Origin of the sequence: Sphingomonas pokkalii, from assembly GCF_003096275.1 — a bacterium.
Lineage (GTDB): Bacteria > Pseudomonadota > Alphaproteobacteria > Sphingomonadales > Sphingomonadaceae > Sphingomonas > Sphingomonas pokkalii.
The window spans coordinates 521,137-533,879 of the sequence record NZ_QENQ01000001.1; the positions used below are offsets into that span (position 1 = coordinate 521,137).

Genomic DNA, 12,743 nt, shown 5'->3' on the forward strand with positions numbered 1-12,743 from the left:
CGCAACGGCATACGACCATTCTTCCAAAGGCTGCCAAACGGGTGCGAACGCGGCCGGGCCGCCGGCGATCGGGGACGGTTTTCCCCCGCGCCGCCGATGGATCTGCGACACGCCCGTTGCGCCCCCGCCGCTTTCGCGCAAGGGTCGCGCCGGTTTGAACAGGAGCAGCTATGGCGCGAGCGGGGGCGAAGAGAACCTATGCGGCCCCGGCGATCGAGAAGGCGTTCGAAGTTCTCGAACTGCTTGCCGATCGCCCGCAGGGGGCGCTGGTCAGCGAGATGGCGGCCGATCTCGATCGATCGGTGGGAGAGTTGTTCCGTATCGTCGTCGTGATGGAGCAGCTCGGTTATTTGCGTCGTTCGGAGGTAAGCGATCGGTATTCCGTTGCCTACAAGCTGCTCGATGTCGCGCTGCGCGCTACCCCGTCGCAGGAGATCATCCGCGCGGCGATGCCCGAAATGCAGGCACTGGCGCGGGCGACGGTGCAATCCTGCCACCTCGTCGTCCCCAGCCGGGGGCACGGGCTGGTTGTCGCGCGCGAGGAGTCTCCGGGCACGCGCGGTTTCGCGTTGAAGGTCGGCGCGCAGATCGACCTGATCCAGAGTTGTTCCGGCCAGGTGCTGCTTGCGTTTTCGAGCGCGCGCGACACCGAGCGCATGATCGACGCGGCCGAAGCAGACCGCGGCGAAGCAGTGGATCGCGCCTGGCTCGCGGCGCGGCTGGCGCTGGTTCGCCGGGTGGGGCACGATATCCGCCAGAGCCCGATCACCCATGGCGTCACCGATATCAGCTTTCCGATCTTCGGCTTCGACGGTGTCGTCATGGGGGCATTGACGATTCCGTTTCTCGAGTTGATCGATGGCTCGCAGAAGGTCGGACTCGAGGCTGCCCGCGAATTGCTGCGCAACACCACGCTGCGGATCTCGGACCGGCTGGGCTATCAGCCCGATGGCGCGGCTCCCGCAGCATGATATCCTGCCCGGCATCGCCCGTCTCCCAAAGCTGGCCGGCAGGCGTTGCCGTTTTGTTGAAGGCTGAACCATGTTCCTGTCGCTTCTCGCCCTTGCCCTGACGCCGCAGACCGCCGGGCTGCCGCCCCCGGCCGCGAACCCACCGCGCAGCCCGCGCGCGCCGGACCGGTTGCCGCCGGCAAACCCGATCGCGCCGCCCGACGGCAGCGACGAGCGCGCCGTGCTCGCCGTGGTCGATACGTTGCTGAGCGGCATCAACGCGCGCGATGCCACGGCGATCGGGGCGGTGCTGCGCCCGGCCGGCGGCGCGACGGTGGTGACGGAAGCCCAGGGCGGGGCCAGCACCGTCCGCTACCTGACATGGCCCGAACTGCTCGCCCGCTTCCAGCCAGGCCCTGAACGGTTCGACGAGCGCATCTCCGACGCAGCGGTGGAGATCGACGGCGATGTCGCGATGGTGTGGGCGCCCTATGTCTTTCGGATCGATGGCAAGGTGCATCATTGCGGCACCGATCACTTCAGCCTGGTGCGGGAAAATGGCCGATGGAAGATCGCTGCCCTTGCCTGGAGCCACCGCACCGCCGGGTGTCCGGCATGAACCGCGATACGCTGTTCGTGCTAGATACCGACTGGCCCGACCCCGCCTTTGGCGGCACGCGGCGCTTCTACTGCAAGGACTGTATCACCGTCGAAGGCCTGCTTGCCGCCTTCCCGGCGCGTGCCGCCAATATCGAGGTGGTGCGCGTTCCCTGGCCCCGGCCACGCGCGGCGGTGGTGGCGCGGCTGGGGGCTGAACATCAGAACCTGCCCGCGCTGGCCTTTGCCGAAGGCGGGTTCGTCAACGATATCGAGGCAATTCTCGCCGCGCTCCACGCCCGTCACGGCTTTCCGGAGCGCCATCCCTGAACCGTGCCGCCGGCGGCGGATGGCGCATCATGCATTGCGCGCCATCCGCGTGCGAAGATGGGCGACAAGCGCTACGACCCGTGCGGGCGGATCGGGGGCGTGGACGGCGAACACGCCGACGTCTTCCGATCCGGTATAATCGGGAAGCAGCCGGCGCAGCGCGCCATCCGCCAGTGCCTGCGTCACGTCCCACAGCGAGCGCAGGGCGATGCCGCATCCGCCGATGGCGAGTTCGCGGACGACCTCGCTCGAATTGGTGCGTACGAAGCTCTGGCCGTGCTGGGTTACCGGCCCCTCGGGCCCATCGAGCCGCCAGGGCAACTGGCGGTCGGTCGCGAGCAGCCGATGCCGCGAAAGCGCTGCCAGCGTCTGCGGTTCGCCATGTGCATCGAGATAGGCCGGTGCAGCGCACAGCACGCGCCGGCTGGTAGCGATGCGATGCCCGATCAGCCCCGGGCCGACCTGTGCGGCGATCCGGATCGCGACGTCGTGCCGCCCCTCCAGCAGATCGACGAACTCGTCGGAGAGGTCGATCGAAAGCGCAACCTCCGGATAGGCGGCCAGAAAGGCGGGCAGGGTCGGCACCAGGTGCATCCGGCCGAACGAGGTGGGGGCGGTGATGCGCAGCGGGCCGCGCACCAGACTGTGACGGCCGCCGATACGCCCTTCGGCGGCGGCGAGCGTTGCGCGGATCGGCGAGAGCGTGTCGAGCAGATCCTTGCCCGCAGGGGTGAGCGTGAGCCGACGCGTGGTGCGATGGAGCAGCCGGGCACCCAGACGCTGCTCCAGCCGCACGAGTCGCTTCGATACGGCAGGCGTGGAAAGCCCGCGCCGCCGGGCTGCCGCCGAGATCGACTGCGTATCGACGATATCGAGGAACAGGTCGTAATCGGGATCGAACATTCTTAATGTGGGGGAAAAGCTGATGTGAATTCTTTCCTTCTACCGGGCGAAGCAGGTGCGCGCTAGAGTTCCCCTCATCCGCGATGGAGCGAAGGAGGAAGGGCCATGGTCGAGCTGCACGAAAAGGCGGGGCTTCAGGTTGCGGCGGCGCTGGCGACGTTCATCGAGGATCGGGTTCTGCCCGGTACGGGACTGGCGGCCGAGGCCTTCTGGCATGGTGCCGCCGCGATCTTCGAACGGTTCGCACCCCGGAATCGGGCCCTGCTTGCCCGGCGCGACGCGCTTCAGGCGTCGATCGACGCCTGGCACCGCGCACGGGCCGGCGAGCCGCACGATGCCGCCGCCTATGCCGGCTTCCTGCGCGAAATCGGCTATCTGGTGCCGGAACCCGCGCCGTTCCAAGTCGATCCCCGGCAGGTCGATCCCGAACTGGCGACGATCGCCGGGCCGCAGCTGGTCGTCCCGGTGCTCAATGCGCGCTTTCTGCTGAATGCCGCCAATGCGCGATGGGGCAGCCTGTATGACGCGCTTTACGGCACCGATGCGATTCCGGGCGAGGTGGCCCCAGGCTATGATCCCGCGCGCGGCGCGCAGGTGATCGCCTGGGCCAAGGCGTTCCTCGATCAGGCGGTGCCGCTCGCGACGGGGCGCTGGGCAGATTGGGACGGCACGGCGCTGTCGCTCGCCGATCCGTCGCAACTGGTCGGCACGGCGGGGGACAACCGCCTGTTCGCCCGCCATGGCCTGCACATCGAACTGGTGATCGATCGCACCCATCCGATCGGCCGGGCCGATCCGGCCGGCATTGCCGATGTGATCCTTGAATCGGCGCTCTCCACGATCTGCGATTTCGAGGATTCGGTCGCGGCGGTCGATGCCGAGGATAAGGTGCAGGCCTATGCCAACTGGCTGGGGCTGATGCGCGGCGACCTGGAGGAGACGTTCGACAAGGGCGGCAAGGCGGTCACCCGGCGGCTGGCCGCCGATCGCGCCTATGTGGCGCCTGACGGCACGCCGTTCAGCCTGCCCGGTCGCGCGCTGCTGCTGGTCCGCAATGTCGGCCATCTGATGACGACACCGGCGGTGCGGCTGCCCGATGGCAGCGAGGCGCCCGAGGGCATTCTCGACGGCATCGTCGCCTCGGCGATCGCGCTGCACGACCTGAACGGCGCGGGGCCGCTGCGCAACAGCCGTGCCGGATCGATCTATATCGTCAAGCCGAAGATGCACGGGCCGGACGAGGCGGCCTTCGCCAACGATCTGTTCGATGCGATCGAGGACATGCTGGGGCTTGCCCGCCATACGCTGAAGATCGGCGTGATGGACGAGGAGCGCCGGACCAGCGCCAATCTTGCCGCCTGCATCGAAGCGGTGAAGAACCGTATCGTGTTCATCAACACCGGCTTTCTCGATCGTACCGGCGACGAGATCCACACCGCGATGCAGGCCGGCGCGATGCTGCGCAAGGGCGACATGAAGGCCAGTGCCTGGATCCAGGCCTATGAGAATCGCAACGTTCAGATCGGGCTGGCCTGCGGGCTATCCGGCAAGGCGCAGATCGGCAAGGGCATGTGGGCGATGCCCGATCGCATGGCGGACATGCTGGCGCAGAAGATCGTCCATCCACAGTCCAGCGCGACGACGGCCTGGGTGCCGTCCCCCACCGCCGCGACGCTGCACGCCACCCATTATCATGCCGTCGACGTCGCCGCGCGCCAGGCGGAGCGCGCGCACGAATCGATCGCTCCGCTCGATGCGCTGCTCACCCTGCCGCTTGCCGCGGGGCGGAACTGGTCGGCCGAGGAGGTGCGCGACGAGATCGACAATAATGCCCAGGGCATTCTTGGCTATGTCGTGCGCTGGATCGATCAGGGAGTCGGCTGTTCCAAGGTGCCCGATATCCACGATGTCGGGTTGATGGAGGATCGCGCGACGCTGCGCATTTCCAGCCAGCATCTCGCCAACTGGCTGTTGCACGGCGTGGTCACGCCGGCGGAGGTCGACGCGGCGTTGCTGCGGATGGCGGCGAAGGTCGATGCGCAGAACCAGGGCGACCCGCGCTATCGGCCGATGGCGCCGGATCCCGAGGCAAGCCTGGCGTTCCAGGCCGCGCGCGCGCTGGTGTTCGAAGGGGTGGCCCAGCCCAATGGTTATACCGAGCCGCTGCTCCACGCCTTCCGCGCGCGGAGCAAGGCTGCGAACGGCCGGTACGCCGGATAGCGCCGTTGCCCGGCGGCCGGGCACTCATCCCCGGCGCTGGCGCAGCAGCAGGAAGCCGCCCACGCCCACGCCGCCGGCGGCGAGCGCGAGGGCGCCATAGGGGGTAGCCTTGTCGGCGCCGGGCACTGCTGCCGGCGGATCGTTCCGGCCGACATCGGCCGGGACGAAGCCCCGCGACGTCAGCTCGATCGCATCGAGATTGAGGCCCATGTGCCTGGCGCCCTTGCGCACGGCATCGCCGATTTCGCGAAGGCGTGCGGGATTGCCCTTGGCCTGTTCCACGGCGACTTCGATCAGTGCAGCCTGAACCCACAGCGCCTCGGCGAATTCCTGCTTCTGCGCTTCCGACGCGCGCGCTATCTCCGGGGTCGCGCCGATGGCCCGCGCGGCCTGGGCGCGGACGGTTGCCGCGAGCGCCGGCTTGGTTTCGTCATACTGGCCGTGCGCGGCCTGCCAGGCGTTGATCCACCAGCATGTATAGGCGTCTGCGACGTTATCGATGCGCAGGCCCAGTGGCCGGACAAGCGCGCCGATCCTCTCGATGAAGTCGCCCTCGGCGAAGACCTTTTGCATGTCGGCGGCGCCCTGCGGATCGACGGCACGCGTTTTCTGGACAAAGGCCGCCAGATTGGCGCTACGACGCGTCCTGGAAGGCGTATAGTGCAGCACCGACATGTCGGGCAGGGGCGCCGCCCGCGTTGCCGCGAGATCCGGGGCGCGTCGCGTCATGGGGCCGCCGCGGGCCTGATCCTGTCGCTTGCGATCCTCCAGTAACATGCCCAGTTGATCGGTCTTGCCGATCGAGGGGACGAGCACGCTCCAGCTCCAGCCATCGACGATCTGGGCGGCAGCGGGGGGTGTCCACCCAGCTGCCAATGCCAACAGTGCTCCCGCCAGAAACCGTTTCATGTGTCGCTCCCTTTCCAGAACGCGAAAAGGGGAGAGCGGCACCGCCGCTCTCCCGAAGAGGAAATTGGTTGGACTTACTGCTTGCGCGCCATGCCGCTGAGTCCTTCGCCGATCGTCTTGATCACCGTACCGGTCGTGTTCATCATCAGCGAGAACTCCTGGCCGGCAACCTGCAGGTCGGTGTTGGTCTTGACCGAGCGATTGCTGCCCTGCTTGTCCATCGCGCGGGCGAGCTTGTCCATATCCTGCACCTTGCGATCCATCTCCGCCGCCATCGAGTCGGCGATGGCCTGGAGCCAGCTCCTGGCTTTGCCGCTGCGGGCCGACTGGGCCTTCGCCAACGCTTCGCCGTTCTGGAAGGCCTCGCTGAGCTGCTGATACATGTCGCGCGAGTCCGATTCCGCGGCGCGCTGCAGTTCACCCTGCTGCGACGGCGACAGGTCGAAATTCTGGGCGAGGCTCGCCACCGCTTCGGCGATCGTGGCCGGCCCGCCCACGGAGCCGGTCGCCATCGAGAAGCCGTCCTGCACCAGATTGATGGCGCTCTGCGGCAGGCCGAGCTGCTGGCCCAGCTGCTGCAGCACTTCCTTGGCGATCGCGGTGCCCAGCGTGCGCACCGCGAGCGATGCCCAGCCCGCCGGGCCCATCGCGAGAGAGGCAAGGTTCAGCGGATTGACGAACGAACGGGCGAGACTGCTGAGACCGAACATGGATATTATCCTTCCATCCAGTTGTCGCGCTCCCTGCGGGAGCAAGCCGCCGACACCGTGTCGCCGGTACAAGCGCAAATTGCCCCGGATCGGTGCCCCGCGCGCTCCACGATTCGTTTAGGCACGCTCAACGAATCGTGGAGGGGGGCGCTCATTCGAGCGGCAGGAAGAGCAGTCCCGCCAGGCTGTTGAGTTCGCGAACGCCGTCGAGATCGAGCTTGCGGATCGCGTTGTTCATATGGGTGCGCACGGTGTTCTCGGTCATGTTGAGCAGCGTGCCGATATCGCCGTTGGCGCGGCCCCAGCCGAGGAAGCGAAGCACTGCCGCCTCGTTGCGGGTCAGCGTCTGCAGCCCCGCCAGATGCAGCAGCGGCACCCGCCAGCCGGGGACGGTGAACTCGCCGATGCGGATCTCGCGGGCCCCGGCGCCGCGGCGCTCCTCGGCAGCGCGCAGTTCGGCGATCAGCTGGGCGAGCTGTTCGGCATCGCTGGCCAAGGGCGGCGCGCGGAGGGCGGTGGCGCCGGTCATTGCGGCTTGGCCGTTCGCTGGAGGACGCCGCCGGCGATTTCCTCGCGCGTGCCGAGATCGGCGAGGATCGCCTGGGCGAGCAGCGGGAGCGTGAGGATGACGACGAAGGTGGCGGCGGCGGCCTTGATCGGCATCGCCATCGAGAAGACGTTGAACGACTGGGCGAAGCGGTTGAGGAAGCCCATCGCCAGGTCGATCACATAGAGCACGGTCAGCACCGGCGCCGCGAACAGGAAGGCGAGCGCGAACAGGCGGCCGAACTCGCCCTCGAAGAACATCAGCGCGCGGGCATCGAGCTGCAGTCCGCCGGGGCCGAGCGGCCAGATCAGATAGCTGCCCATCACCGTGCCGACGAGCAGCGTCAGCCCGCCCGCCGTCACGAACACCACTTCGGCGAAGCGGCTGAGCAGGATGCCGGTGAGCGAGCTGGTGTTGCCGCTCAGCGGATCGACCAGCTGGCCGATGGTCGCGCCCACCTTGGTGTCGATGATCTCGCCCGCGGCGCCCAGCGCCCAGAGCACGGTGCCGAAAAAGAACCCGATCGCGCCGCCGGCGGCGGCTTCCTTGAGCAGCATCTTCAGCCAGCCCATCGCGGAGAGAGCGTTCGGGTGGAAATCCGGCTGCATCTGCAGCGCGACCAGCCCGAAGGTGACGATGATGCTGTTGCGCACCGTCCCCGGCATCACTTCGCGCGAGAAGACCGGCACGAACACGAAGGCGAAGGCGAAGCGCGCCGAGGCGACCGCGACGACCAGCAGCTGGTCGAGCCAGGGCATCGCCGCGAACAGCGGCACGCCGATGCCGGGGGGCACCGCCTCGATCATCGCCCCACCGCCGCGAGGCCGGAGAAGATCGAGTCCGCATAGCTGTACAGCGTGCCCGCCATCAGGCTGGCGGTGACGAAGATGCTGATCACGATCGCGAAGAATTTGAGCGTATATTGCAGCGTCTGTTCCTGCAGCTGGGTCGCCGCCTGCACGATCGCGACGAGCAGACCCACCACCGACGCCGCGATGATCGGCGGCGCCGAGAGCAGCAGCACCAGCCACAGCCCCTGCGTGGTCACGGCGACGAGATCGTCGCTCATGGCCTTTTCTCCGCGCGGTGCCGGCCCGCTCCCCCACCCGGCCACCCATAGGATACTGGCGTTGGGCGGCCGGGTGGGGGAGCGGGCCGGCACCGGACCTGCGCCCGTGGCGCAGCAAGAAGCGCCTCCTCAGGCATAGGAGAGCACCAGGCCGTGGCTCAGCTTCACCCAGCCGTCGACCAGCACGAACAGCAGGATCTTGAACGGCAGCGAGATGGTGACCGGGGACAGCATCATCATGCCCATCGCCAACAGGATGTTGGCGATCACCATGTCGATGACGAGGAAGGGCAGGAAGATCAGGAAGCCGATCTGGAAGGCGAGCTTGAGCTCCTTCACGACGAAGGCCGGGATGACGATCACGAAATCGGTGTCGCGCAAGGTGCTGACCTTGGCCGGATCGCCGATCCGCTGCTGGGTGCGCAGGAAGAAGGCGCGCTCGCGCGGGTCGCTGTGCTTGACCAGGAATTCGCGCAAGGGCTCCTTGGCGCGATCGGCGGTGGCGAAGATGTCGCCGGTGCTCTCGATCGGGTTTTCCGCCTGGGCCGGGGGATCGCCGGGCATGGTGCGCGCGGCCGGGCCCTGGACGGCGGCGGCGACCTGCATCTTCTCCAGCGTCGGGTACATCACGAACACGGTGAGGATCAGCGCCAGGCCGTTGAGCACCAGGTTGGGCGGCACCTGCTGCAGGCCCAGCGCATTGCGCACCAGGCTCAGCACCACGGCGATCTTGGTGAAGCTGGTCACCATCACCGCGAAGAAGGGCGCAAGCGCGATCAGGACGACGGTGATCAGCGCCGAGCCGGGGGTGAACTGGGCGAGGTTCACGCCTCGACCTCCACCGGCTGCTGGACTGTTGCTTCCGTCAGATCCGCGCGCGCCACGATCAGCACGGCGAAGCGATCGCCCAGCTGGACGAGCTCGCCGCGCGCGATCGGCCTGCCAGCGACCAGCAACTCCACCGCCATTCCCTCGGCGATCGGGCCGAGCGGCAGCGCGACGCCCGGGCGCAGATCGGCGAGCGCGGCGGCGCTGGTCAGCCGTTCTGGCAGGCGCACCGTCAGGGGCACCGCGAAATCGCGGGGGGAGGGGGCAGCGTCGCTGGATTCCATGGGCGCTCCATCGGGATGCGGGGTGAAACTGCCGGTGGACAGGTCGACCTGCCCGGCCTGGCGGAAATGGGGGGCTTCGAGAGTCGCGGGCGGACGCGCGCCGATCAGCACCAGGTCGCCGGGCGCGAGGTTGCCGGCTTCGGCGATGCCCAGCCGGGGACCGAGCAGCAGCAGCCGGACGAGCAATGGCAGCCGCGAGGCGGGCGGCGTGAGCGCCTCGGCATCGGCGATCCAGTTCGCGCGCTCCTGATGGGCGCAGGGCAGCAGCAGCGCCGCTGCCAGCCCCTCCCGGCGGAGTCCGAGATGCAGGGCGGGATCGTCGGAGGCCGTGCCGAGATCGTCGGGTTCCAGCTGCACCCCCAGCACCCGTTCGAGCGCGACGAGCAGGGGTTCGGCCGCGTCCAGCGCCGCGGCGGCTTCGGCGATCCGCTCGGGATGCAGCGCGGCACCGCCGGGGCGGTAGCACGTCCCGTCGGCGCAGCGGAACCAGCTGCCCCGTGGTGGCGCCGCGAGGATATCGACCGCGAAGCCGGCCTGTTCCAGCAGTCGCGCGACTGCAGCGGTCAGCGCGTGCTGGGCGGGATCGACCTGCGGCAGATCGAGCGCGTCGAGGCGAAGCGCGGTCGCCATCAGAAGCGCACCTGTGCGGGCAGCGGCTTGGGCGGTATCTGGCCCTCCGGCCAGCGCGCCAGCAGCGTGACGGAACCGGCGGTGACGCCCACCAGCATCGTCTCGCCGCGCGCCTCGATCAGCACCACCCGTTCGCGCTGGCCGAGCGGCATCGAGCGCAGGAAGCGGATCGGCGCTTCGCTTTCGCCATTGGCGGCGACGCCCAGCTGGCGATCCTGCAGCTTCTTCAGCAGCCAGATCACGCCCCAGGCCATGCCCAGTACCAGGGCAAGCGCCACGACGATGGCGAGGATCGAGGATAGGACGGCTCCGATTCCCATGATGCGGTTCGTTCTCCAGTCGGGTCAGCGGGGTGGTGCGGCCAGGCGTGGGGTCGCGCTGTCCATGTCGTGCTGCATCGGCCCGTCACCGCTGCGCGCCTTGGCGGCCCACAGGATCACGGCGGCGATCGCGTCGAACATGTCCTCGGGGACGATCTCGCCGATCTCGCCGCGCGCCCAGAGGCTGCGGGCAGCGGCGACGTTGCGGACGATCGGCACGCGCGCGTCCTCAGCCTCCGCGCGCATCGCGGCGGCGAGCTCGCCCATGCCCTTGGCGGCGATCACCGGCACCGGGCAGGTCGTCTCGTCATAGTTGAGCGCGATGGCGATATGGGTGGGGTTGACCAGCAGCGCGGCGGCGCCGCGGGTGGCGCCGATATGGTTCTGGTTCGCCCATTCCTGGTGCATGTCCCGTCGCAGCGCGCGAACCTGCGGATCGCCTTCGCTTTCCTTGTGCTCCTGCTTGATGTCGCGTCGGCTCATCTTCATCTTCTTGATGAAGCTGTGCCTGGCATAGATACGGTCGGCGACCGCGACGCACAGGAACACCGCGACGACCATCGCCAGCATCTGGAGCGTCAGCGAATAGGTGAGACCGAGCGCGCCCATCGCGGCGCTTTCGCGGGATTCGTCGATGGGCGAGGTGGCGGCGAGACGGATCAGCTGGCCGGAACCGGATAGCGCGTTCCGATAGACCAGATACCCGATCGCGCAGATCAGCCCTGCCTTCACCAGCGTCTTGGCAAGCTCGAACAGCCCGTCCTTGCCGAACATCCGCTTCAGGCCTTCGACCGGGTTCAGCTTTTCGAGCCCGAACTTCATCTTCGCGGTCGTCATCATCGGACCGACCTGAAGATATTCGGCGAAGGTGCCGATCAGCGCGGCGGGCACCAGCGTGACGAAGGTGAGGCGCAGCAATGTCCAGGCCGCGTCCCAGCCGATCGCCGGGGCGGTCTGTTCGAACGTGCCGGTCGCGGCCTGCGCCACGACATCGGTGGCGAGCCGTGCCAGTTCGCTGGCGGCATAGCCCGAGACCCCGACGAACAGCAGCAGCCAGGCGAGCGTGAGGAGGCCCGTGGCCAGGTCCTTCGACTTGGCGACGTCACCCTTCTTGCGCGCATCCTGCAGCCGCTTCGGCGTCGGGAGCTCGCTCTTGTCGGCGCTGTCCTTGCCTTGGCTCATGAATTGGAACTCATGCCGCCGAGTGCTGCAAGATCGTTGCGGAACACGTTGGCGGGTAGAGCAGGTCGACACATTGCTGCCCGTGGGGCGGGGCAGCAACATCCCTAAAATCCTGTAACCGATTACCCCTCGTCAACTGCCAAAACCTGTGTCGACTCCGAAATAACATTAATAAATTATTGATTAACAATAATTTTTACTGATTCGAGTCGCGACCAAGCGTTGCTTCGTGTCGCCCAGTGGTGCTGACACGTCTGTAAGTCCGCAGCAATTTTGGAAAAGTTCCGCAACTTAACGGCAAAAAATCTCGATTCGTCGCTCTGCAACATGGTGAAATATTTCTGAATGACGACTTGAAAATGTAAGAAAAACGCGACAGCCTATAGGTGTTCCTGGACAAGCAGGCCGGGAATTGTGGGGCATCGTGCTGAGACAACTGTTGGTCAGGAAGGCCAGTAGCTGGGGAGCGATGCAGTGAGTAAAGTAGTTCTAAGCGTATCATGGTCCGTGCTGTGCGGTGCCGCGTTGATTGTTCCGGTATCGGCATGGTCGCGGGATCGCACCCCGCCGCCGCCACCCCCCTGCCCGTTGGCGGCGAGCCTGCGCGTGGCGGATGCGGCGTCGCTGGCGGGCATTCAGTCCCTTCAGGGATGCAGTACCATCATCGTCGCGCCCGGCACGCCGGCGGAAATGCCGAAGGATGTCCGCATCGCGCCCGAGGCCGAAGAGGGAAGCGCGCCGGATTCGGCGGCGTCGTTTCATCTCGTGTCCGGCGGCAAGCGGCCCGAAGCGGCGCCTGCGCGGGCGCCATCCGCTGCGGCCGACGACGCGATCCTGGCGATGCGGCCCGTTTCCTACACTACCCGGTACGATGCGATGATATCGCGGGTCGCCGCGCGGCGCCGGGTGGACCCGCTGCTGCTGCACGCCGTGATCGACCAGGAATCGCGCTACCGTGCGGATGCCACGAGCCCGGTCGGCGCGCATGGCCTGATGCAGTTGATGCCCGGCACGGCACGGATGCTCAACGTGTCGGCCTCCAATGCCGAGGCCAATGTCGATGGCGGCGCGCGGCTGCTGCGCCAGCTCCACGGCCGGTTCAACGATTTCGGGCTGACGCTGGCGGCCTATAATGCCGGCGAGGGCGCGGTACGCCGCTACGGCAACCGCATTCCGCCCTATCGCGAAACCCGGGCCTATGTGGCGGGCGTGATGGGCCGGTACAGCCGGCTGGTCGCGGAACAGGCCGTGCGGAGCCGCTGAG

15 protein-coding genes are annotated in these 12,743 nt (G+C 67.6%); 5 read left to right on the forward strand and 10 right to left on the reverse strand.

Translation table 11 applies throughout. The annotated features are described in order from the left end of the window. The first annotated feature begins 170 nt into the window (after positions 1-170). The 3 genes from DD559_RS02525 (at position 171) to DD559_RS02535 (ending at position 1,877) form a co-directional block, all read left to right on the forward strand. Positions 171-971, forward strand: a complete 801-nt coding sequence (locus DD559_RS02525; protein ID WP_116467801.1) for an IclR family transcriptional regulator — start codon at positions 171-173, stop codon at positions 969-971. Between the two features lie 70 nt (positions 972-1,041). Next, positions 1,042-1,569, forward strand: coding sequence for a nuclear transport factor 2 family protein (locus tag DD559_RS02530; protein ID WP_116467802.1), 528 nt, complete (start codon positions 1,042-1,044; stop codon positions 1,567-1,569). Then, positions 1,566-1,877, forward strand: a complete 312-nt coding sequence (locus DD559_RS02535; protein ID WP_165830954.1) for a DUF3088 family protein — start codon at positions 1,566-1,568, stop codon at positions 1,875-1,877. Before DD559_RS02530 ends, DD559_RS02535 begins: the two co-directional genes overlap by 4 nt. A 27-nt stretch (positions 1,878-1,904) precedes the next feature. Here the strand turns inward: DD559_RS02535 and DD559_RS02540 are convergent, their stop codons facing one another. After that, a complete protein-coding gene (locus tag DD559_RS02540; protein ID WP_116467804.1) occupies positions 1,905-2,780 on the reverse strand; it encodes a LysR family transcriptional regulator in 876 nt (291 codons plus the stop codon). A gap of 105 nt (positions 2,781-2,885) precedes the next feature. Here DD559_RS02540 and DD559_RS02545 point away from each other — a divergent pair, with 105 nt between their 5' ends. After that, complete coding sequence (locus DD559_RS02545; protein WP_116467805.1) at positions 2,886-5,000, forward strand: malate synthase G; 2,115 nt, start codon at positions 2,886-2,888, stop codon at positions 4,998-5,000. Positions 5,001-5,024: 24 nt separating this feature from the next. Here DD559_RS02545 and DD559_RS02550 read toward each other — a convergent pair whose 3' ends face one another. The 9 genes from DD559_RS02550 to DD559_RS02590 form a co-directional block, all read right to left on the reverse strand. Continuing rightward, positions 5,025-5,909, reverse strand: a complete 885-nt coding sequence (locus tag DD559_RS02550; RefSeq protein WP_206364426.1) for a DUF6683 family protein — start codon at positions 5,907-5,909, stop codon at positions 5,025-5,027. A 74-nt stretch (positions 5,910-5,983) separates the two neighbouring features. After that, positions 5,984-6,619 carry a hypothetical protein gene (locus DD559_RS02555; RefSeq protein ID WP_116467806.1) on the reverse strand — a complete coding sequence of 212 codons (636 nt, stop codon included), beginning with the start codon at positions 6,617-6,619 and terminating at the stop codon, positions 5,984-5,986. A gap of 151 nt (positions 6,620-6,770) precedes the next feature. Beyond that, a complete protein-coding gene (locus tag DD559_RS02560) occupies positions 6,771-7,148 on the reverse strand; it encodes a helix-turn-helix domain-containing protein (RefSeq protein WP_116467807.1) in 378 nt (125 codons plus the stop codon). Beyond that, positions 7,145-7,972: a type III secretion system export apparatus subunit SctT gene (gene sctT / locus DD559_RS02565; RefSeq protein WP_116467808.1), complete on the reverse strand. Its 828-nt coding sequence runs from the start codon at positions 7,970-7,972 to the stop codon at positions 7,145-7,147. The genes DD559_RS02560 and sctT overlap by 4 nt, the downstream gene beginning before the upstream one ends. Next, positions 7,969-8,235 carry a type III secretion system export apparatus subunit SctS gene (gene sctS / locus DD559_RS02570; RefSeq protein ID WP_019368943.1) on the reverse strand — a complete coding sequence of 89 codons (267 nt, stop codon included), beginning with the start codon at positions 8,233-8,235 and terminating at the stop codon, positions 7,969-7,971. The genes sctT and sctS overlap by 4 nt, the downstream gene beginning before the upstream one ends. Positions 8,236-8,364: 129 nt before the next feature. Further along, on the reverse strand, positions 8,365-9,063 hold the full coding sequence (sctR, locus tag DD559_RS02575; protein ID WP_116467809.1) for a type III secretion system export apparatus subunit SctR: 699 nt from the start codon (positions 9,061-9,063) through the stop codon (positions 8,365-8,367). Beyond that, complete coding sequence (locus DD559_RS02580; protein WP_116467810.1) at positions 9,060-9,977, reverse strand: FliM/FliN family flagellar motor switch protein; 918 nt, start codon at positions 9,975-9,977, stop codon at positions 9,060-9,062. The genes sctR and DD559_RS02580 overlap by 4 nt, the downstream gene beginning before the upstream one ends. After that, positions 9,977-10,297, reverse strand: coding sequence for a flagellar biosynthetic protein FliO (gene fliO, locus DD559_RS02585; protein ID WP_116467811.1), 321 nt, complete (start codon positions 10,295-10,297; stop codon positions 9,977-9,979). Before fliO ends, DD559_RS02580 begins: the two co-directional genes overlap by 1 nt. 24 nt (positions 10,298-10,321) lie before the next feature. Next, positions 10,322-11,479, reverse strand: a complete 1,158-nt coding sequence (locus DD559_RS02590; RefSeq protein WP_116467812.1) for an EscU/YscU/HrcU family type III secretion system export apparatus switch protein — start codon at positions 11,477-11,479, stop codon at positions 10,322-10,324. A 474-nt stretch (positions 11,480-11,953) separates the two neighbouring features. Between DD559_RS02590 and DD559_RS02595 the strand changes: the two genes are divergently transcribed. Continuing rightward, a complete protein-coding gene (locus tag DD559_RS02595; protein WP_206364427.1) occupies positions 11,954-12,742 on the forward strand; it encodes a lytic transglycosylase domain-containing protein in 789 nt (262 codons plus the stop codon). Position 12,743: the final 1 nt, after the last annotated feature.